The sequence below is a fragment of the Paenibacillus sp. FSL H7-0716 genome, assembly GCF_038002705.1.
Classification (GTDB): Bacteria; Bacillota; Bacilli; order Paenibacillales; family Paenibacillaceae; genus Paenibacillus_AQ; species Paenibacillus_AQ odorifer.
The window spans coordinates 94,090-114,345 of record NZ_JBBODA010000003.1; the positions used below are offsets into that span (position 1 = coordinate 94,090).

General features: G+C 45.3%; 19 protein-coding genes and 1 pseudogene. 10 read left to right on the forward strand and 10 right to left on the reverse strand.

Going from position 1 to position 20,256, the window contains the following annotated elements:
• Positions 1-14 precede the first annotated feature (14 nt).
• From MHH60_RS05225 to MHH60_RS05245, 5 genes are all read right to left on the reverse strand, one after another.
• Positions 15-2,846: a glycoside hydrolase family 3 protein gene (locus MHH60_RS05225; protein ID WP_076138048.1), complete on the reverse strand. Its 2,832-nt coding sequence runs from the start codon at positions 2,844-2,846 to the stop codon at positions 15-17.
• Positions 2,847-3,051: 205 nt separating this feature from the next.
• Positions 3,052-3,345, reverse strand: coding sequence for a hypothetical protein (locus MHH60_RS05230; protein ID WP_076138046.1), 294 nt, complete (start codon positions 3,343-3,345; stop codon positions 3,052-3,054).
• Between the two features lie 45 nt (positions 3,346-3,390).
• On the reverse strand, positions 3,391-4,068 hold the full coding sequence (locus MHH60_RS05235) for a hypothetical protein (protein ID WP_076138044.1): 678 nt from the start codon (positions 4,066-4,068) through the stop codon (positions 3,391-3,393).
• A gap of 1,092 nt (positions 4,069-5,160) precedes the next feature.
• Positions 5,161-5,580 (reverse strand): rhodanese-like domain-containing protein, encoded by a 420-nt coding sequence (locus MHH60_RS05240; protein WP_076138042.1) that lies wholly within the window; start codon positions 5,578-5,580, stop codon positions 5,161-5,163.
• Between the two features lie 4 nt (positions 5,581-5,584).
• Positions 5,585-5,905, reverse strand: coding sequence for a rhodanese-like domain-containing protein (locus tag MHH60_RS05245; protein ID WP_076138040.1), 321 nt, complete (start codon positions 5,903-5,905; stop codon positions 5,585-5,587).
• A 101-nt stretch (positions 5,906-6,006) separates the two neighbouring features.
• Between MHH60_RS05245 and MHH60_RS05250 the strand changes: the two genes are divergently transcribed.
• The 7 genes from MHH60_RS05250 to MHH60_RS05280 all read left to right on the forward strand — a co-directional run bounded on the left by MHH60_RS05250 (position 6,007) and on the right by MHH60_RS05280 (position 12,938).
• On the forward strand, positions 6,007-6,291 hold the full coding sequence (locus tag MHH60_RS05250; RefSeq protein ID WP_036675735.1) for an ArsR/SmtB family transcription factor: 285 nt from the start codon (positions 6,007-6,009) through the stop codon (positions 6,289-6,291).
• 6 nt (positions 6,292-6,297) lie between these two features.
• A complete protein-coding gene (locus tag MHH60_RS05255; RefSeq protein WP_076138038.1) occupies positions 6,298-8,862 on the forward strand; it encodes an FAD-dependent oxidoreductase in 2,565 nt (854 codons plus the stop codon).
• A gap of 207 nt (positions 8,863-9,069) precedes the next feature.
• Positions 9,070-9,762, forward strand: a complete 693-nt coding sequence (locus MHH60_RS05260) for a response regulator transcription factor (RefSeq protein ID WP_076138036.1) — start codon at positions 9,070-9,072, stop codon at positions 9,760-9,762.
• Positions 9,763-9,844: 82 nt separating this feature from the next.
• Positions 9,845-10,768, forward strand: coding sequence for an ABC transporter ATP-binding protein (locus MHH60_RS05265; protein ID WP_076138034.1), 924 nt, complete (start codon positions 9,845-9,847; stop codon positions 10,766-10,768).
• Positions 10,761-11,522, forward strand: coding sequence for an ABC transporter permease (locus MHH60_RS05270; RefSeq protein ID WP_076138033.1), 762 nt, complete (start codon positions 10,761-10,763; stop codon positions 11,520-11,522). Before MHH60_RS05265 ends, MHH60_RS05270 begins: the two co-directional genes overlap by 8 nt.
• A gap of 20 nt (positions 11,523-11,542) precedes the next feature.
• Entirely contained in the window at positions 11,543-12,469 is a 927-nt protein-coding gene (locus MHH60_RS05275) for a sensor histidine kinase (RefSeq protein WP_256715222.1), read from the forward strand.
• A complete protein-coding gene (locus MHH60_RS05280) occupies positions 12,444-12,938 on the forward strand; it encodes a helix-turn-helix transcriptional regulator (RefSeq protein ID WP_076138031.1) in 495 nt (164 codons plus the stop codon). Before MHH60_RS05275 ends, MHH60_RS05280 begins: the two co-directional genes overlap by 26 nt.
• Positions 12,939-13,059: 121 nt before the next feature.
• On the opposite strand, the gene MHH60_RS05285 is transcribed toward MHH60_RS05280, so the two are convergent.
• Positions 13,060-13,518: an Lrp/AsnC family transcriptional regulator gene (locus tag MHH60_RS05285; protein ID WP_036675753.1), complete on the reverse strand. Its 459-nt coding sequence runs from the start codon at positions 13,516-13,518 to the stop codon at positions 13,060-13,062.
• 178 nt (positions 13,519-13,696) lie between these two features.
• Between MHH60_RS05285 and MHH60_RS05290 the strand changes: the two genes are divergently transcribed.
• Positions 13,697-14,866 carry a serine hydrolase domain-containing protein gene (locus MHH60_RS05290; RefSeq protein ID WP_076138060.1) on the forward strand — a complete coding sequence of 390 codons (1,170 nt, stop codon included), beginning with the start codon at positions 13,697-13,699 and terminating at the stop codon, positions 14,864-14,866.
• 118 nt (positions 14,867-14,984) lie between these two features.
• Complete coding sequence (locus tag MHH60_RS05295) at positions 14,985-16,193, forward strand: MFS transporter (RefSeq protein ID WP_076138029.1); 1,209 nt, start codon at positions 14,985-14,987, stop codon at positions 16,191-16,193.
• Positions 16,194-16,353: 160 nt separating this feature from the next.
• Here the strand turns inward: MHH60_RS05295 and MHH60_RS05300 are convergent, their stop codons facing one another.
• Together MHH60_RS05300 and MHH60_RS05305 are read right to left on the reverse strand one after the other, a co-directional pair.
• Positions 16,354-17,421, reverse strand: coding sequence for a serine hydrolase domain-containing protein (locus MHH60_RS05300; protein ID WP_076138027.1), 1,068 nt, complete (start codon positions 17,419-17,421; stop codon positions 16,354-16,356).
• Between the two features lie 179 nt (positions 17,422-17,600).
• Complete coding sequence (locus MHH60_RS05305; RefSeq protein ID WP_076138025.1) at positions 17,601-18,434, reverse strand: metallophosphoesterase family protein; 834 nt, start codon at positions 18,432-18,434, stop codon at positions 17,601-17,603.
• Positions 18,435-18,651: 217 nt separating this feature from the next.
• Between MHH60_RS05305 and MHH60_RS05310 the strand changes: the two are divergent.
• Positions 18,652-18,840: pseudogene (locus tag MHH60_RS05310) on the forward strand (iron chelate uptake ABC transporter family permease subunit); the annotation flags it as partial.
• An 84-nt stretch (positions 18,841-18,924) separates the two neighbouring features.
• On the opposite strand, the gene MHH60_RS05315 reads toward MHH60_RS05310, so the two are convergent.
• The gene (locus MHH60_RS05315; protein ID WP_076138024.1) at positions 18,925-19,623 is read right to left on the reverse strand and encodes an SDR family oxidoreductase; all 699 of its coding nucleotides are present in this window, start codon (positions 19,621-19,623) and stop codon (positions 18,925-18,927) included.
• The gene (locus MHH60_RS05320) at positions 19,623-20,093 is read right to left on the reverse strand and encodes a VOC family protein (protein WP_076138022.1); all 471 of its coding nucleotides are present in this window, start codon (positions 20,091-20,093) and stop codon (positions 19,623-19,625) included. Before MHH60_RS05320 ends, MHH60_RS05315 begins: the two co-directional genes overlap by 1 nt.
• Positions 20,094-20,256 lie beyond the last annotated feature (163 nt).

The window sequence follows — 20,256 nt, forward strand, 5'->3', positions numbered from 1 at the left end:
CGTTCTAGCTTATCTTATTGATTAAATTGTAAACGGCTAAGCAGTACCTCACCATTAAAAATGAGATAAACATCGGTAGTTTCAGATTCCACGGACACTTCACCAGTAAGTGTGTTCCACTGCTGCAACACGCCACCCGACGGTACAGTAACAGATCCAACCAGCTTTCCTGCTGGGCTGCCCGTTCTGATCTCAAGGGTGCCACCTTTTGCAGAGGATACCAACGCTTCAAAAGCACCTGCCCCTTGCTCGAACAATACATCTTTAAAAGCGATCCAAGCGCCATCTTTTACCGGATGTATGGAAGCACCGCCTGCTTTGCACTCGTCCAGATATACGCCTTCGTAGTCATCGTAATTCTCTGCTTTGGTATTGATATACAGATTACGTGACGGAATAACGTCCCCCTGGACCGATAGTTGAGCGGATAATTGGATGTCAGCAGATGAACGGCCGATCAGAACCATGTACTCTCCATTTTCCACGCAATATTGCTCACGGGTAACATCCCAGAATGCCAGCTCGGCAACCGGCAACGTAAACTCTAGGGTTTGCGATTGACCTGCGGCTAGGTTTACTTTTTCAAAACCCTTCAACTGTTTAATCGGACGTTTGACCCGGGAATTCAGAGCTTGCACATATAGCTGCACCACTTCGTCCCCATCAACAACGCCTGTATTCTCTACTTGAACAGAAATTTTCAGCGTCTCATTCGCTTGCAGCTCCTTAGCGCTTAGGCTTAGGTTGCTGTAGGAAATTTGCGCATAACTTAAGCCGTGTCCAAACGCATACAGTGGCTCTCCGTCAAAGTACATATATGTTCTTTTGCCTTTGATAATATCATAATCCATCAGCTCAGGCAGCTGTTCTACAGAACGGAACCAAGTCATGTTCAGCTTGCCGGAAGGACTGTAATCGCCGAAAAGAACTTCTGCCACCGCATTGCCCAGCTCTTGTCCACTGTGGGAGGTATACAATACAGCCGGGATGTTCTCGTCAATCCAAGTGGAAGTTATCGGGTAACTGCCGACAATGACTACAACTGTATTCGGATTCGCTTCATAGACAGCTTTGACCAGTCGCTCTTGCTCCTCTGGAAGCACAATATCCGGTCTGTCGATCTCTTCTTTTCCGTTAAGGAGTGGATGGTTGCCCACAAAAACCACAGCGATTTCCGCAGCCTTGGCAGCTTCTACTGCAGCCTCTATGCCGTTAGTTACAATGTTCTTTTTGAAAAGACGTGCTTCCGCATTGGCATCCTGATCTGCCACCTGCAGCGTTCCATCTTCCGGATTCACCGAGATCATTTTATCATTCCAGGTCCGCAAAGATACCGTATCTTCGCTCTCCGGAACGATGTTAATCGATTCTTTTACAAACCAGCCGTAAATTTCATCAGCAGATGCTGTGAGAGTCTCTGCTTCGCTTAAAGTTACATACTGACCGCGACTTGTCGACTTCAGAGTATTGCTAGTCCAGCCCCAGGCTGTATGTTGGAACAATTCTCCGTGCGCTGCTATGTCATGCTGTACAGCCAGTCTTCCGTCCTCCCCTGTGATTCCAATGGCTTGGCCGTTTGCAGCTGAAGTAAGAATGATCTGATCTGCGCCACTCTCAAAGGTAACGTGTTTACCAGGCAGCTTTTTGCTAACCCCCTGCAGCGGAGTCACTCCATAAGGTAATGTGCCAGAATACCAGTCTCTAAAAGCTTCATCACCAAGTGGACCAATAATCGCCAATTTGCTCAGACTGCCTTTGTTCAATGGCAATGTGCCTTGATCATTCTTCAACAATACTATCGATTGTTTCGCTGCTTCCAAGGAGAGCGCGGTATGTTTTTTGCTAAGTATAACGGAATCGTCGATCGCTGCGTATGGGTTCCCTTCAGCTGGATCGAACTCTCCCAGACGGAAACGAACTCTGAAAGTGTTGGCAAGCGCACGATCCAAATCTTCCTCTGCTAAGAGGCCTTGGTCCAGTGCTTCATGAAGAACCTTGATTGTTTCTGCGGTTTCTTCTGTTACGCTGTCAATTCCATTTTTGATAGACTCAGCCATCGATTGTGCAAAAGATTCATAATACTTGTGATCCTTCACGATCCCAAAAAGATCGCCGGCATCGCTTACGATAAAGCCATCCATTTCCCATTCGCCTTTGACCACATCCATTACTGCCGGATGAAGAATAACAGGCACGCCATTCACCGAGTTATAAGCGGTCATCATGGACTGTGCGCCACCCTCTTGAAAAGCAGGCTTAAACGCTTCCAGATAATACTCCCGCATATTTCTCGGATCGATGCTCGCGGAGCAGTTCCCGCGTTCAATCTCATTATTGTTGCCGAGGAAATGCTTCAGCGTTGCTACCGCTTTCAAATAGACCGGGTGATCACCTTGGATTCCCTGCACAAGAGAGGTGCTGAGGCGGCCGGTCAACTCTGGATCTTCACCGTAAGCTTCCTCGGTTCTTCCCCAACGCGGATCACGTTCCATATCCACCGTTGGCGCCCATAATGTCAGACCGTTCACCGTTGGATTCTTTTTATAAAAGGCTCTAGCTTCATCTCCGATGGCCGAACCAATCTCCTTCAGCAGCTCTGGATTCCAAGTACAAGCCAGTCCGCTCGGCTGAGGAAAAGAAGTCGCTTTTCCAAGCCAAGAAATCCCGTGCGCCGCTTCCGTACCATGCTTGTAGGCCCCAACACCCAAACGCTCTATCGCAGCTTGATACTGAGGCATCAGGCTTACTTTTTCATCAAGTGTTAGTCTGGAGATCAGATCCTGCACTCGCTCATTTAAAGGTAAATCAATCTGTTGAAATGGATATTTAGCTATATCTGTTCCCATCAAAATCGCTCCTTCGTTTCTTGTTGATAGCGGTTTCATTCATTCTCAAGGACAATCTTCGAAAAAAACACCCATACGTCCTATCCATCTAATCATAGAAGATTCCCCTCCTCCGCAACACCTTAACAATCTAAATAGAAATCAGGTCATAATTAGAGATTTGGGGGGCCTCTCTTTCGCCTGGCTCCCACCATTCGGATGATATCTAGGGCATTTTTGCCCTTCTTTTGCCTGACTCCCACCTTTCGGATGATATGTAGGGCATTTTGCCCTTCTTTCGACCAATTCCCACCATTCGGATGATATGTAGGGCATTTTTGCCCTTCTTTTGCCTGACTCCCACCTTTCGGACGATATCTAGGGCATTTTTGCCCTTCTTTTGCCTAATTTCCACCATTCGGATGATATCTAGGGCATTTTTGCCCTTCTTTTGCCTGACTCCCACCTTTCGGACGATATCTAGGGCATTTTTGCCTCTCTTTCGACCAATTCCCACCATTCGGATGATATCTAGGGCATCTTTGCCCTTATTAAAATAGTAGCCTTACCATATCTGATTATCCTTAAAAGAATGCTTATACTCATACCTACAAACTCTACCACTTTCTATAGAAACCACTGGACTAAATATCCCTTTTTCACATAGTGTACCCAATCCTTTTCTAGCCGTACGCGGATGAATGCCAAGCTCTCTCACCAAATCAACAGGCCGAATGTCCCCGCTCGAACGCACCGCAATTTGCAGAATATCACGCTCCAGTCGACTAAACGCCTCCTTCTCTACTGTCCTCAAAGCGAGGTACGGCATCAGCAATGATCTCAACAAAAAAATAGTATTCTCGGGATTCGCTTCCAGATCATCATATGGTATCGCCACTACCCGATAACCCGCGATTTGTAGATAAGTCTCTCGATTCAATTCCTGCCGATAACGCGTCCGATCTGTGTTTTGCACATGTGGGCCGTAGCCTTTTACCTCAAAAGCAAACTTAACCTGCCCAGGCTTCCACGCAAAATCAACAAAATAAGGCCATCCCCGCCAATCCAACACTTCATATTCAGGATGAAGATCATTAAAATGACCCATCATTGGCCACCAAACCTTCTCCGCAAACATTCGCTCACCATGCCCATGTCCCCGCTCCAATCTCCCCCGTCTTTCTCCCGTTCTTCGACTAATATGATCTTCCACCCACTTACGATGTTCTTCCGTAAACCCCATAACATTCCCCTCCTCCTTGGCATAAAAAAATCCCGCACCCAATTATGGATGCGGGACGTACTTCGTCCTATTAATCAAAAGTATAGTATTCGCCTTCTTATGCTGTCAATGACACTCTACATTCAACCTTAGCACTCGAGCTAAATATACGGTTCTATTAAAAAACTCAAATTGGTTAAAGTATGTTGCATAAAAATAAGTTCAGTTAGAGTTAGCTCATTACAGTAAGTTCATTTAGAGTCAGATCACTACAGTAAGTCCAGCTAGAGTTAGATCACTACAGCAAGTCCAGCTAGAGTAGATCATTACAGTTCAGTTAGAATTAGCTCAGCAAGAGCAATCTCGGTTAAGTAACATTTGAGTTAGACAACTAGATTTAGCTCAATATAGTAGGTTTTGCAAAGTAGGTTCAGTTAAAGTAATCTCAGTTTGACTAAGTTCCGCTAGAATAATATTATTCGTCCTACCTTTTTGAAATTGCCCAAAACCGTCTCCCATTCTCCACTATTCACTGGTTATCGACCTGTGATTTTTATATTTAATTGTATTTCATGCAACTATTTAACCCTTATCCCCCTAAAAGTCCATTTAGTTGTACTTTCTACAACTAAAAAGGGAAACATTAGGCAGTTAAGCGTAAATGATCAAATTTAGATGTACAAAGTGCAGTTAACTGTTACTTTTGCTAAAACTACTGAAGTTTAACTGCACAAAATACAATTAAAACTGAGTTCGAGATGAGGCTGGCTGGATCGCGACTTAGTTACATTGACTTAGCGGCTTAGCTACAACATCGCGACTTAGTTACATTGACTTAGCGGCTTAGCTACAACATCGCGACTTAGTTATATTGACTTAGCCGCTTAGCTACAACATCGCGACTTAGTTATATTGACCTAGCCACCTAGCTACAACATCGCGACTTAGTTATATTGACTTAGCTGCTTAGCTACAACATTGCGACTTAGCTACATTGACCTAGCCACCTAGCTACAACATCGCGACTTAGCTACATTGACCGAGCCACCTAGCTACAACATCGCGGCTTAGCAACATTAATATATCGACGGGAAATCAATGACCCTAAATCCATTATCCTTCACAACAACCTTTCACAGGAATGTCGGAGAGCGTTCTTTTGTTCCCTAACAAATCACCGTTTACCGCATATAGCTTACGAAATCCCTGCTTATAAAGAATTCTCGCAGCTTTATTTCTTTTATAGTAGCTATCAGCAAGAATTAGAACCGAATCTTCCAGAGATAGACAGTGCTGCCAGACATAAGGTAACCGCCCCAGCGAAATATTTATCGAACCACGGATACTGTCCTTCTGGTAATCAACGGCATCCCTGACGTCGAGCATTTTCATATCCAGTGATTGATCCGCTAATTCACGAACCTCACGGACTTCTATATAAGTAAGTGAACGAACAGGCCAAGCGTAACGCAAAAACCTCACAATACTAAAGACTATTAAGATACTCAGTAGAATCCGTACCATCATGCTCATGCCATTACTCCCGTACCAAAAAATCATCCGTCCAAGCGCCTAATCCACCCGTCATGTTCACAACGTTATACCCCTTTTCACTCAGTAGCTCACAAGCCAGTCCACTACGGCCACCACTTAAGCACATCACAATTATCTCGCCATAAGAATCCAGTTCATCTGTGCGCATCAATAGCTGTCCAAGCGGAATATGTTTAGCACCCATTACATGTCCCTCCACCCATTCGGCTGGTTCGCGTATATCCAACATAGTAAGAGTCTCGCCATTCTTCAAGCGTTCCGCCACTTGCTGTGGGGTAATTTCCTTTGAAATTTTAAAAGACATTGAGCATCTCTCCTTCACCTTTATAAAAATAACTTGATTTTCATATCACTATATCATAATATTACGATATAAGGATATTGTAAAGCGAGGTGTTCGTTACCATGGACAAAAATTTTAAAGCTTATAACCAAACCGCCGAAACCTTAAAGGCTATAGCTCATCCCGTGCGCTTGTGCATCATTAAAGGACTTCTGGAAAAGGGCAGCTGCAACGTGAGCTTCATGCAGGACTGCCTCGATCTTCCACAATCTACGGTGTCCCAGCATTTACAGAAGCTTAGATCATTAGGCATCGTTGAAACCGAACGTAATGGGCTGGAGATTAACTATTCTGTTAAAGACGAAAAAATTAAACATCTGATTCAGTTATTTTTAGGGGAGGAATAAGTCATCATGAGTAAAAAAGTATTGATTGTTGGTGGAGTTGCAGGAGGCGCGTCAGCAGCCGCTCGACTTCGGAGATTAGATGAAGATGCCCATATTGTAATGTTTGAGCGTGATCCGTACATTTCTTTTGCCAATTGCGGACTTCCTTATTATATCGGTGGGTCCATTCAGGACCGCTCCAAGCTGCTGGTGCAGACGCCGGAGGCGATGCATAAACGTTTTAACATCGATGTTCGGATTCAAAGTGAAGTAGTGGCTATCGACCCTGTGAACAAAAAAGTGCGAGTAGAAAGTATAGAAAAAGGCTCCTATGAAGAGAGCTATGATGCGCTTATTTTATCGCCAGGTGCTAAACCGATTCGTCCGAATCTGCCCGGTATCGAGAGTTCCCAAATACACATGTTGCGTAACATTCCCGACACTGACAAAGTCAAAGCTAAAGTCGCTGCGGAAGGCACACGTTCGGCCGTGGTGATCGGTGGTGGATTTATCGGTGTGGAAATGGCTGAGAATCTTAGAGAAGCTGGTCTGGAAGTTTCCTTAATTGAAGCAGGACCACAAATATTAGCTCCATTCGATACTGAAATGTCTTCTATTTTGGCAAAAGAACTTGACGAGCATGGTGTTAATCTTATTTTTTCCGATATGGTCCAAGGGTTTGCTGAGGTGGGAGAACAAATACAGGTGCAATTAGCAAGTGGCACTGTACTGCAAAGTGATATGGTTCTGCTGGCTATCGGCGTTTCTCCGGATACCTCTTTTCTGAAGGACAGTGGCTTAGAATTCGGTCCCCGCGGCCATATTTTAGTCAATGAGCGGATGGAGACCAATCTGGATCAAGTGTACGCTGTAGGTGACGCGGTTGAGGTGGTTGATTTCGTAAACGGAACAAAAACCGCCATTCCACTAGCTGGCCCTGCCAATAAGCAAGGGCGGATTGCTGCGGACAACGTCAGTGGTCTCGGCACAACTTACAAAGGATCACAAGGGACTTCTATTATTAAGGTTTTTGGAGTCACAGGTGCTTCTACCGGAAATAACGAAAAAACACTACAACGTCTGGGTCTGCCGTATCACGTGATTTATATATATCCAAGCTCACACGCAACCTATTATCCGGGGGCAACTCCGATATCTATGAAGCTGATTTTTGATCCAAAAGGTACGGTGCTAGGAGCACAAGCTGTAGGTTACAGTGGTGTAGACAAACGTATCGACGATATCGCTACAGTTATTCGTTTTAGAGGTTCGGTCACTGATTTGACGGAGTTGGAGCTATCTTATGCCCCTCCTTATTCTTCCGCTAAAGATCCGGTGAACATGGCTGGCTTTGCCGCTGAAAATATTTTGCAAGGTTTGACTACGGTATTCGTCCCTAAGGATTTAGAGAGTCGTGACAAAAACAATACCATTTTAGTTGACGTACGTTCGGAAATTGAACATGCTAATGGTCATATTGAAGGGTCCATTAACATCCCTGTGGATGATCTGCGGGGTCGGCTAAGCGAGCTTGACTCTAGTAAAGAAATTTGGGTGTATTGCCAAGTTGGACTCAGAGGCTACACCGCTTCCCGGATTTTACAGCAAAAAGGTTATCGTGTGAAGAATCTGACCGGCGGTTATAAAACCTATCAGATGAGCCAATTTACGCCTAAAAAAAAAGATAACTTGACGCCAAACGTTGATACACCAGCAGCCCGTAAAGAAATCGCAGCAACGGGAGTAATGACGGATCCAGGAACTGGGATTGGGTTTGGAACTGAGACTGGGACTGGGGCTGGCACAGTTACACCCACTGTTTACGCTGCAGCTTTCACAGCACCTGATTCCGTGCTTGATGCCTGCGGACTGTGCTGCCCAGGGCCGCTGATCCAAGTTAAAATGAGCATGGACCCGCTCTTGGACGGGCAAGTCCTGAAGGTCACTGCTTCCGATCCCGGATTTTATGAGGATATCAAGGCTTGGGCTCGTATGTCCAACAATACGCTTTTGCAGCTCACAAAGCTGCCTACTGGCATGATCGAAGCTTATCTGCGCAAAGGAGTTATCGAGACTTCAGCATCAGCACCAACCGAAGCAGGCGCACAAGTAATTCAAACTAGCAACGCAAGCACAATGGTTGTTTTTAGCGGGGATTTGGATAAAGCGATCGCTTCCTTCATCATTGCCAACGGAGCAGCATCCAGCGGCAAAAAAGTCACAATGTTCTTTACCTTCTGGGGTCTCAATATTATCCGCAAGGATGAGAAGGTGCCTGTGAACAAAAACTTCATCGGTAAAATGTTCGGTGCCATGATGCCACGCGGCAGCCGGAAGCTGACGCTTTCAAATATGAACATGATGGGCATGGGCTCGAAGATGATCCGCTCTCTAATGAAGAGCAAAAATATCTCTTCCTTGGAGGAATTGATTCAGATGGCTATCGACCAAGGTGTGGAAATCGTCGCCTGCCAAATGTCCATGGATCTTATGGGCATCACTCGTGAAGAACTGATTGACGGTGTCGGAATCGGCGGCGTTGGTTATTACCTCGGCCAAGCCGATCAGTCGGGTCATAATCTATTTATCTAAATACCTTAACACCGCAAAGAGACTCCTCTATTTATATAGAAGAGTCTCTTTCTTATATAAAAATAAACTCACGAGAATCGGTGATATAGATTTAAATAACCAAAATGCAAATTGGCTAGATCTGGATACAGAATCTAAAACCTGCTATCCTATTTAATAGGCATTCATCCGAACAACGACCTATTTCAGGTAAAAAAAGGAGATTAAATGAATAACCCGATACATATTCTTGTTGCTGAGGACGACAGCGACATCAACCGATTGCTATGCAACATTATTAAGAAAAGCGGCTACATTCCCCAACCTGCTTACTCGGGAACGGAGGCGCTTCTCTATCTGGAGCAACGTCAATGGAGCATGCTGCTACTGGATCTGATGCTGCCTGGCATGTCGGGTGAGGAACTACTTGAGAGGATTGCCGGGCGGGACGATATGTCGGTAATTATCATTTCTGCCAAGGGTGAGCCCCAGACCAAGGTGTCTGCTCTGCGGGCGGGGGCGGATGATTTCATTACGAAACCCTTCGACGTTGAGGAAGTCTCTGCAAGGATCGATTCTCATCTACGTTTGTATTCGCGGATTACGCAATCGGCTTTGCCTAACCTGCTCCAGCATCAGGGTCTTGTACTTCATCGAGATGCAATGTCGGTTACGGCAAATGGTGCGGAACTGACGCTCACAGCTCTAGAGTTTGAGATTCTCTCATTACTTTTGTCAGCCCCCAAAAAGGTGTTTACGAAAGCGAATTTGTATGAAAGAGTCTGGCACGAGCCATATTACGGGGACGACAATACAGTCAATGTCCATATGAGCAATTTGCGCAGCAAGCTAGTCAAGGCCGCGCCAGGAAGCGATTTTATCGAGACGGTATGGGGTATAGGTTATCGGCTCAAGCCTTAAGACATTCTTAAGATTTGGCTTTAGCTCTTCTTATGTTTTCAATTCTATACTTGGTCTATCACGAAAAGGAGGCCAAGACGAGATGTACGAGTATGTATTAAAAACAAATCAGCTATCCAAAAAGTTCAAGGGCCATACAGCGCTGGACAAAGTCAATTTGTCAATCCGTAAAGGCTCTATTTATGGTTTTATTGGGCAAAATGGAGCTGGAAAATCAACATTAATCCGGATTGTGACCGGACTTGCTTTTCCGACTCAGGGGACAATCGAGCTGTTCGGAGCCAGTGAAGAGCAGGCCTTAATCCAGGCTCGTAAGCGAATCGGCTCGATTATCGAGAGCCCCGCTTTGTTCCCCCATATGACTGCGAGCGAAAATTTAGAAGCAAACCGGATTCTACGTGGTATTCCCGGCAAAGATTGTGTTCCTAGAATGCTAGAGCAAGTTGGACTGCAGGGCGCCGGCAAGAAGAAAGCCAAAAATTTTTCACTTGGAATGAAGCAGCGGTTAGGTCTTGCCATCGCCTTACTGGGGGATCCGGAATTTCTGATTCTGGACGAGCCGACCAATGGGTTGGATCCGATGGGTGTCGTCGAAATGCGCGAACTGCTCAAGCGACTAAACCGTGAGCTAGGCATTACGATAATGATCTCAAGTCATATTCTAAGTGAGCTGCATTTAATGGCAAGTCATTATGGCATTATTCATCACGGTCAGTTGCTTGAACAACTCACTGCGGAGGAATTAAACGAGAAATGTCAGCAGTATTTATTTATCAAAGTGGATGATCCGGGCAAGGCAACAGCCGTCATTCAGAACGAGCTGGGTACGACCGATTTTGAAGTGATGCAGGATGGAACCATCAAGTTGTATAGCCGTATTGGGCAGCCAGGCAAAGTATCAACAGCGTTATTCAATGCCGGCCTCGAGATTGAGAAGTTTATGCCTATGGGTGAAGACTTGGAGAGTTATTTTACGAAGCGAATTGGAGGGAATCCAAATGTATAATCTGATCAGAGTGGAGTTTTTCAAGCTCCGAAAGAATAGATCATTTTGGACTTTTCTATTGGCACTTTCCGTCCTCTCGCTTGCGTACCCTTTGCTATATTATTTTGATCATCGCTCCAATGGGGAACCTCAGATCACCGGCGCTGAATTTCTGACTACCTTCATTTCAAGCAATGCCTACATTATTAAATTCGGCGTAGCCATTCTGGCTGGATTCTTTATCTCTAACGAATATTCCACAGGGGTCATGAAGACGATTGCATCTTCGGGCAACACCAGAGGCCGGCTGTTCGCAGCAAAACTAATCGTATTTGCAGTTGGAGCCATGGCGATTTCGCTCGTCTTTCCTATTCTCAGCACAGTGGAAGTCACGCTGCTTTCGGGCTTCGGTCATCTGCCGGAAGGAAGCACTACACTTTTCATACCACGAGCCCTCGGGCTAACGTTATTGTACACGGCTGGTTATGCAGCCATCGGGGCGCTGTTCACCGTAATCCTAACCGACAGCGGCAAAACTATCGGCTTCTCAATGATTTTCTTCCTTATGATCGATACGGTTTTAGCTAGTATAGGTTCGAAGATCTCTTTCTTTAGTAATTTGTACGATTATTCCATCTTCAAACGGGTGAGCGATATCGGTAAGCCCAGTATCGACAGCGGAGATTGGCCAGCGCTTTTACTTGTACCGTTGTTGACAATAGCCGTTTCCGGGGTACTCGGTATTCTCGTATTCCACCGAAAAGAAATCAAATAACAAATAGGAGGTGCAGGAGAGTGTTGCTTATTCTGACAATCATATTGTTTGCGGCAGGAGCTCTCCTGCTTTTCCGTTTGTTGATGCTAAGGCGAGAGCTAGGGCGGATAACAGGGCAATTGCATACCTACAATGAGCGAGCAACCGGTAAAAAAATTGATGTGGCTCTATTCGACCAGAAGCTTGAGGCGCTTGCGGGACAAATCAATCGTCAATCTGATTTAATCGTCGAAGCGGATGCCCAGCGAAAACGTGTCGAACAAGAATTCCGTCAGGCTGTTGCAAATATTTCACATGATATCCGTACACCCCTCACCTCCATCTTCGGTTATATTCAACTGTTGGAGGATGATTCTATTACCCCTGGTGAAAAGCTTGAATATGTTGCCATCGTTAAAAATCGGACGAAACGGCTGCAGGCGCTGCTGAATGATTTTTTTGAGCTTTCCTTGATCGAATCGCTAGATTATCCTCTACATTCCGAAAAGCTTGGGATGACGGCCCTACTCTCGGAAATTCTGGTCGGATTTTACGATTCCTTCAACGAACGCAATATTACACCGGATATACGGCTACCTGAGGAAAATGTATCCGTATACGCCGATGAATCTGCTGTGCGGAGAGTTGTCGAAAATTTGCTTGTCAATACGGTCAAACACGCGGCCGGGTATGTGGAAATCCGTTTCGAACGACAGCAGGAAACAGCTGACTTAACGATAGTAAACGATGCGAAGGAACTAGCCGGAAGCGATGTTAACCTCTTATTTGACCGATTCTATACCGCAGACCGTACCCGATCTTCTCAAGCCTCCGGGCTGGGTCTCTCCATCGCCAAAAGTCTAATGAATAAAATGGGTGGCACGCTGACAGCCGAACTGGAGGGTGAGCAGCTGAGAATGACCTGCCGTTGGAAACTAGGTGATGCCGGCATTAGCTTGGCTACTTAATTCATTTTATAGTTGGTCTAGACTAACCATTGTTCTAAGCCGTTTATGGAAGGTAGCCCAACAAAACTTTATCGAGAAATTATTCAATAAAATGGTCTCTGAATTTACGAAGCAACCTCCCGGCTATGAATTCTATCTGAACAAAAAAATCTTTGAAATTGTTGACTATCTCAACCGTTATTACGACCAACATCATTCCATACGCGATATTGCCAACAGATTCTATATCAGTCCTTCCTACTTCTGCAAAACTTTTCGTGATAGTACAGGCTTCACCTTTACAGAATATTTGAATAATGTGCGGATAAAGGAAGCTCGTGCCTTGTTAATTAATACTGCCTTTAAAGTAGCCAAGATAGCTGAAAATGTTGGATTTGATAATATGACTCACTTTGGTCGGGTATTTAAGGAAATCACCGGGCTTTCTCCATTAAAATACCGCCGGACTTATAAGGTAGAGAGTCCTTGATATCTACGCAATAGGAGCAGCTGCAATCATTTTTATTACAATATCTAAACCAAAAAGACTCCTCTATTTATATAGAAGAGTCTTTTTGCGTTGCGGCAGGCTAACGGATTATGTTTAAAATCTAACTCAGCAAGTTTAGGCTTGCTTCTTCAAGCGAGGGTATAAGAAATTTATGATCGATTGGCGATGACATCACGATTAGAATCGTGTAAGTTCCGTATTTGTCACATTGATTTCCGAACTCCTCGAGGGCTCGTGTAGAGTCGGTTACTACCTTCAATAAGTAGTTGTGTTCCCCGCTTATACGGTAACATTCGACGACATCAGGACTTGAGCGGCAGAAATCAAGGAATGCATTACAATCCCTAGAATGAAATAACATGTAGGCAGCAGCATGTTTCCCAATCTTTTCAGGAGAAATTATGGTGCGATATTCGCTGATGATGCCTTTTTCCTCCATACGCCTAACTCTCTCCGTAACCGCAGGTTGCGATAAGCCGACACATTTCCCCAGCTCTGTCATAGAAATTCTTGCTTGATTTTGAAGATGGAAAAGAATTTGCTTATCAACATGGTCCATCAAAATCGCCTCCTTTAAATTTAAGGTTTCCTATATTAACTAGCTTGTAATTAACCGTTATAAGGCTAATTTAACTTAGTTGCCTTATGTAATCAAGATAACTCGTTATATATAATAACCCTACAATAGTAAAGTGTTCTTGGCTTTAACTATTCCGAAGGGATGAAGACCGTTGAGTATATTGGTTTCAAACAAAATAAATACAGAATGTTTATCAGATCGCATCGATAGAGTAATCGATCGAACCCTCGCTGACAAGCGCTTGGTCGGTGCTGTCATTAAAGTGGCGATAGATGGGGAACTGGTTTATAGCCGCGCTGCCGGTTTTGCCGACCGCGAGATAGGCCGACTTATGCGAGAAGATGCCTTATTCCGGCTAGCTTCAGTTACTAAACCTATCGTTTCAACGGCAGCCCTAGTATTAGTTGCGCAAGGTCGCCTCCAACTGGACGACCGCGTTGATCGTTGGCTTCCAGAGTTTCGGCCGCGTTTGCAGAATGGTGAGTTCGCTTCCTTGACAATTCGTCATTTGATGACGCACACCGCAGGCCTGTCTTACCGATTTTTCCAAGAAGAGAAGGGTTCCTATCAGTCAGCAGGGGTATCAGATGGTATGGATCAGTCCGGCATCACGTTGGAAGAGAACCTGCGTCGTCTCGCCTCTGTCCCCCTCCTTTATACGCCAGGTACCGAGTGGAAATATTCCATCGCGACAGATGTGCTAGGAGCAGTAATTGCAAAGGTGACAGAAACACCGCTCAATGAGGCTGTACATTCACTCGTGACCAAGCCGCTTGGCATGAACGACACGGGTTTTATTGCAGTTGACCGAGAACGGCTGGCCACTTCCTATGCCAATGATACTCCAGAGCCACGACCCTTACTTGATCCCGACAGTATTGCCTTTGTGGAGGGAACGGCCGGGTTCCTGCTTGCTCCTAGCCGAGCACTTGACACTACTGCCTATCCTTCTGGAGGAGCTGGCATGGTTGGCAGCGCCGGAGATTTTTTGCAACTGCTGGAAACATTACGTAAGGGCGGAGCGCCGCTGCTACCGGAGTCACTGGTTCACGATTTGACGACCAACCAGATCGGTGATCTGCCCATGGCCTTCTGGCCAGGACGAGGCTTTGGCCTAGGCATTACGGTACTAAAGGATCCTGTCGCCGCAGACACTCCGGAATCTCCGGGTACTTGGCGCATGGGGGGTACTTATGGTCATTCGTGGTTCGTAGATCCCAAGCAACGCCTCAGTGTCGTCGCTTTCACTAATACTGCATTGGAAGGCATGTCGGGTCAGTTTACTATTGACCTTTGTGATGCCATTTATGATAGACGTAATAAATAGAGCAATTACACAAGGTTCCTGGGTCCGGAATGAACCGGCCTAGGCTCTCTGTCTAATAGACCTATTCGTCGTGTATATCATTGAGTTTGCTAAAATTATATAAGAGAGGGGCTTCTCTATGAGCCAAAACACATCTTCTGCCACACAAAGTGCCTCCAGTACTCCCTCTTCTGAACGTCTGCCATGGGCTGGATTACTCGCCTTAGCTATGACGGGGTTTATCTGTATTCTTACCGAAACGATTCCGGCAGGCTTGTTACTCCAAATAGGTGAGGGGCTTGGAGTCTCCGAGGCCCTTGCCGGTCAGCTTGTCTCTTTGTATGCTCTTGGTTCCCTGTTAGCCGCGATTCCCTTAACAACTGTGACGCGTGGATGGCGGCGGCGACCACTGCTACTAATGTGCATCCTTGGTTTTCTCATATTCAACACCGTCACCACTTTTTCTTCCAATTATATACTTACGCTGACAGCTCGGTTCTTCGCAGGCGTATCCGCTGGAGTCTTATGGGGGATGATAGCAGGTTACGCCCGGCGTATGGTGCCGGAGTCACTCAAGGGACGAGCAATGGCGGTAGCGATGGTTGGCACACCTCTCGCTCTGGCACTCGGTGTCCCTGCTGGAACACTTCTTGGCAACCTTGTAGGCTGGCGCTCTATCTTCGGAATCATGTCGCTATTAGCTCTCATGCTGACCGCTTGGGTATTTTGGAAGCTACCAGACTATCCAGGAGAAGCCTCTGATAAGCGGCTCCCTCTCTACAAGGTTTTCGTTATTCCGGGGGTACGGCCGGTATTGTTTGTCGTTCTGGCATGGGTACTAGCACACAACATCTTGTACACCTACATTGCTCCCTATCTTAATCAGGCCGGTTTAACCCAGCGAGTTGATTTGGTACTGCTTATTTTTGGCATTACAGCGCTTGTTGGCATCTGGGTCATCGGTATTTTGATCGACCGCAAACTGCGTCCATTGGTTCTGATCAGCCTAGCTGCTTTTGCCTTGTCATCCATTGTACTAGGCAATAGTAGCAGCCAGCCCATAGTGATCTATTTAGTGGTTGGTGTATGGGGATTGACGTTCGGAGGAGCGGCTACTTTGCTACAGACAGCCGTTGCCGAAACCGCTGGCGAAAGTGCAGATGTGGCCCAATCGATGTTGGTGACGGCATGGAACCTAGCTATTGGCGGTGGCGGAGTGATAGGCGGAATTCTTATTGAAACACTTGGTGTCCGCTCCTTCCCGTGGGTAATATTTATATTATTGATTCTTGCACTGCTAGTAGCGTGGCGCGCTAAAGATTACGGATTTCCTGCAAGGAAATGTTAAGGCGCACCTATCGAGTTTAAGGGTAACGGTATCCAAACAAGAAATTTACACAAATAAGGCCAGTGAGCATATTAGATAGGACTAATATGTGCCACTGGCTTACTTATATTAGTTTTTTATAAAATCAACTCTAAATAATTTTTTGCAGATCCTTGCCGAATTAAAGATCAGTGATTGCTGCAAGAACAGTATTGTTGAAGTAATCAACATACATATTTTTAAATGGCTTCTGGTGATCCAGCTCTACGGATAAATGAACCGTCACTGTCTGATAAATCGGATCCACGCAGAGGAAAGGACCTGCCGCCCCCCAGTGTGAATAGGCATCTGGAGAGAGCAGATCTCCGCCGTCACGCTTCGTGCCATTAATCGCCCATCCGTACCCCCAGTACGCTTCAGGGAAAACTTCGTCTCTATATTGTGAGGATACGCCCGGAATTTGATTGCGGGTCATTTCTTTTACTGTTACCGGACTTAGCAATCGTACTCCGTTATAAATTCCGCCGTTAAGGAACATCTGGCCAAAAACAGCCATATCCATAGCCGTTGAGTAAGCGCCTCCCCCCGCAGATACAGAATTCAAATTGTATTCGCTGTCTACCCATTCCGCGCATGCTGCCTCAGGGGAACGTCTAACTACTATGTTCCGCACTTCCATTGGCACACGATAATATGTATTTTCCATTCCAAGCGGTTTAAAAATACTTTCCTTTACGAATACATCATAAGCTTGTCCACTAACACGCCGTATAATTTCACCCAACAGCTCATAACCATATCCACAGTAAGACATCACAATACCTGGCTCGTGGCTAAGTGGTGCATCATAACCTCCATCAACCTCAATTCCAGAGGTATGTGTCAACAAATGATGTACGCATACCTTTGTTTTGTTCTCCCCTGTAAATTCGGGGATGTAATCAGAAACCGGCCTGTTTAGGCCCACTTTCCCTTGTTCCACTAACATCATAATAGCGGTTGCAGTAAATAGTTTTGTGATGGAACAGAGTGGAAATATAGCATCCACTGTTAAATCTGCTGCGTCTGCTTCAGGTCCGAATTTCCCATTCGCTTGATGGACCAGCAGCGTCCCCTTTCTTGCAGCAACAATAACTTGCGCAGGTGTGATATTGTCTTCAACCATTTGTGCGGCGGCTGTACGAATGCGCTCCACACCAAAAGCTGAGACACCCGCCTGTTCTAAAGAATTAAATACTAACCCTCTCATCGGTAGCCCTCCAATATGATTCATTTAATACATATATAAACTATTATACAAATATATTAAGTAATCCTGCTAGTTTACTATTATCCTGTGACTGAATTGTTGAGTTTCTATTAACTATTCGCTAAACAAAACTAAAGCTGACCCCGGTTTCTCCCGAAAATCAGCTTCAGCTTTGTTTACTAAGTTACCGCTACCTTAAAAGCATCCACATTAAATGTTGTCCCGTTGATGGATAATGTGGCATTGTAATAACCCCGATCACCATTTGTTTTGCATTTATATTCGCCTGAACACCCGCATACGAAAAATTTAGTTTTGTTGTAACCGGGATATATATTACTAAGCTTTCGGTAAAACAGATGTCCATGATGCGTAAAAATAGCTAGCACCTTATCTCTCACTTTTGTAGGAATGGATGAAAAAAACTTATTCGTCTCCGATGCGCTTAATACATGGGTTGGGTCCACCGTAATCCCACTTACTTTGAGGGGCCAATGAAAATCTATAATATAATAAAAACTATCATCTAAATTTCTCAACAAATTTATACTACCCGGAGTAAACCGTCCAAGCGCACAATTAAGCCATACATACTTGACCTTTCCCTGCGTACCCGGAAAATTCATTTGACCTTCAACAGCACCTAAATATTGTGTGAATAAGGACTGTGTGCTTGCCTCCCAATTTCCTATAGATGCTTTATATGGAATGCTCCCAAGCGTGCTTGTTACCGTATCCTTGAAGTCCTTGTAGTAAGCATTCGCATTATTTCCATGATTAGCTCCCGCTTGCGTATTATCTCCTCCAAAAATAACAAATCTCTTATTCCCGCTATTCACAGCTTTAGGCAAAAGATTTCTAAAAATGCTTGCGCTGTTTCCATACCCCACATGACTATCACCAATAACCGCAAAGTTAATGATTTGCGCTTTTGCTTTGAGAATTAAACTACGTTTAGGCTGCAGTCTGGAGGAAGGTCTTCTTTTCCTACTAGGTTTCACCTGTCTTTTCATCTTAGATTCACCTCTTTTAAAATGGATAAAGGATCATAGTAGTATTTATATTCGCTTGACCTTAGGGACTCTTGGACCAATGGATTCATCTAGGAGATTAGTTTCTCTTCTACTTTGTGGTCATTTATGCTGCTTGTCCCAAAGGGGAGATGTTATAATTAGTCCCATAGAAGTGAAGAATATAATACCATTCATAGAATTATAGGTAACGGAGGCTATGGAACCTCAAATCTGCAAGGCCCGCAATCAGATGTTTATTCCCGTCGCAGTATTGCTGGGTGGTTGGTTGCTTCTGATCGCGGACACCTTTGGCCGCAATCTCGTCTCCCCTGATGGCATCCCGGCTGGGATCATGGTAGCGTTGATCGGCGTACCTTATTTCGCTTATTTATTGATTAAGAAATAAATAAGCATATAGAAGATCAAAAAGAGGTAACTCAGAAGCCATGAATGGCTATTGAGTTACCTCTTTTAGTTAGAACACTCTTTATTAAATCTTCATATCCTTACCCGTATAGTCTACAAACATGAATTGACCTTCCGGTGTAGTCCGCTTCTCGATCAAGTCCATGATGCCCTCAGCACTTTGGGTCGGATTCGTTGGCGCCTCTGCCCCGCCCATATCCGTATGCATCCAGCCGGGATGTACGCCGAGTACTTGTACCCCGCGTTCTTTTAAATATACATGCAGCTGCTGTGAGAACATATTAAGTGCCGTTTTGGAGATGGAATAAGGATAGTCTCCCGCATAAGCATTAGTGATGCTGCCTGCTTCCGACGATATGTTGATAATTGAAAGCTCGGGTTCAGTGAGTAGCGGCAAGAAATGCTTAACCACTCGCATCGGTCCATAAAGATTAATATCCATCGTGGTAAGCATATCTTGGAGATCCAGCTCTTCAATCTGTGTGTCCCTTGCAGTCAGTACTGCCGCATTGTTGATAATGGCACCAAGCGTCCGGCCTTGTCCTTGCAGATTCGCAGCTAAAGCCGCGATTCCTTCTTCGTCCGTCACGTCCAGCTGGGCCACAGTCAGCTTCTCCCCATAGGTTGCAGCAAGCTGGGATAGTGCTGTTTGTTCCTGATCGGGACGGCGAACCCCGGCAATGACCCCATGCCCCCGCTTCAATGCCTCAGCCGCCAGCTCATAACCTAGTCCACGTCCGGCACCAGTAATTAGAATATTCACTATACAACCTCTCCTTTATCCTTATCGTTCTCCAGCAGCTCCACAATCACCTTTAACTCCTTGAACGTGTCCATATAAGCATAACGCCCACCGGTATACTCACCCTTTTGCTGGAGTGGGAACCCTTTGCCTTCGAGCAGCATAATCTTCTCCTTCATTCCTTCAACCACAAAAGCAATATGATGAGGTCCCTCACCATGCTCATTCAAATAATCACGCCACGTACTGGGCTGCTGATCTGGCTCAATCAGTTCAAGCTGCAGGGAGCCCATCTCAAAAAAAGCCAACTTAGCCCGCGCCACCGTCGCCTCGCCATTATACCGAGTCTGCGCCTTATCTTCTGTATCTGTAACGATAATTTGCGGCTTTTCCAGTCCAAAAAACTCCGCATAAGCCGTGCTTACCTTTTCAACATCATTCACCAAAATTCCAATCTGCGTAACAAAATGATTTCCCAGCCATCCTGACATGTACCCTACCTCCCATTTGTCTGACAAGTCCACCATACCGATTCTTTGAAAAGGCTGTCAAGCCTGAAAAGAAATCGCTCCGGGGCAGCGAAAATTATCCAGAGAAAGCTCAGCCGACTTTCGGCGCTATCAAAGGCTTTGTGACCTCTCTTTCCTCCAAATC

What these genes read in the sequence shown, in the direction of transcription:
- MHH60_RS05245 (WP_076138040.1), bottom strand. Translation starts at nt 5,905, where the DNA reads ATGTCTTTTAAAATTTCAAAGGAAATTACCCCACAGCAAGTGGCGGAA.
- MHH60_RS05240 (WP_076138042.1), bottom strand. Translation starts at nt 5,580, where the DNA reads ATGAGCATGATGGTACGGATTCTACTGAGTATCTTAATAGTCTTTAGT.
- MHH60_RS05255 (WP_076138038.1), top strand. Translation starts at nt 6,298, where the DNA reads ATGAGTAAAAAAGTATTGATTGTTGGTGGAGTTGCAGGAGGCGCGTCA.
- MHH60_RS05285 (WP_036675753.1), bottom strand. Translation starts at nt 13,518, where the DNA reads ATGGACCATGTTGATAAGCAAATTCTTTTCCATCTTCAAAATCAAGCA.
- MHH60_RS05280 (WP_076138031.1), top strand. Translation starts at nt 12,444, where the DNA reads ATGCCGGCATTAGCTTGGCTACTTAATTCATTTTATAGTTGGTCTAGA.
- MHH60_RS05320 (WP_076138022.1), bottom strand. Translation starts at nt 20,093, where the DNA reads ATGTCAGGATGGCTGGGAAATCATTTTGTTACGCAGATTGGAATTTTG.
- MHH60_RS05225 (WP_076138048.1), bottom strand. Translation starts at nt 2,846, where the DNA reads ATGGGAACAGATATAGCTAAATATCCATTTCAACAGATTGATTTACCT.
- MHH60_RS05235 (WP_076138044.1), bottom strand. Translation starts at nt 4,068, where the DNA reads ATGGGGTTTACGGAAGAACATCGTAAGTGGGTGGAAGATCATATTAGT.
- MHH60_RS05265 (WP_076138034.1), top strand. Translation starts at nt 9,845, where the DNA reads ATGTACGAGTATGTATTAAAAACAAATCAGCTATCCAAAAAGTTCAAG.
- MHH60_RS05300 (WP_076138027.1), bottom strand. Translation starts at nt 17,421, where the DNA reads ATGAGAGGGTTAGTATTTAATTCTTTAGAACAGGCGGGTGTCTCAGCT.
- MHH60_RS05260 (WP_076138036.1), top strand. Translation starts at nt 9,070, where the DNA reads ATGAATAACCCGATACATATTCTTGTTGCTGAGGACGACAGCGACATC.
- MHH60_RS05230 (WP_076138046.1), bottom strand. Translation starts at nt 3,345, where the DNA reads ATGGTGGGAATTGGTCGAAAGAGAGGCAAAAATGCCCTAGATATCGTC.
- MHH60_RS05270 (WP_076138033.1), top strand. Translation starts at nt 10,761, where the DNA reads ATGTATAATCTGATCAGAGTGGAGTTTTTCAAGCTCCGAAAGAATAGA.
- MHH60_RS05250 (WP_036675735.1), top strand. Translation starts at nt 6,007, where the DNA reads ATGGACAAAAATTTTAAAGCTTATAACCAAACCGCCGAAACCTTAAAG.
- MHH60_RS05305 (WP_076138025.1), bottom strand. Translation starts at nt 18,434, where the DNA reads ATGAAAAGACAGGTGAAACCTAGTAGGAAAAGAAGACCTTCCTCCAGA.
- MHH60_RS05295 (WP_076138029.1), top strand. Translation starts at nt 14,985, where the DNA reads ATGAGCCAAAACACATCTTCTGCCACACAAAGTGCCTCCAGTACTCCC.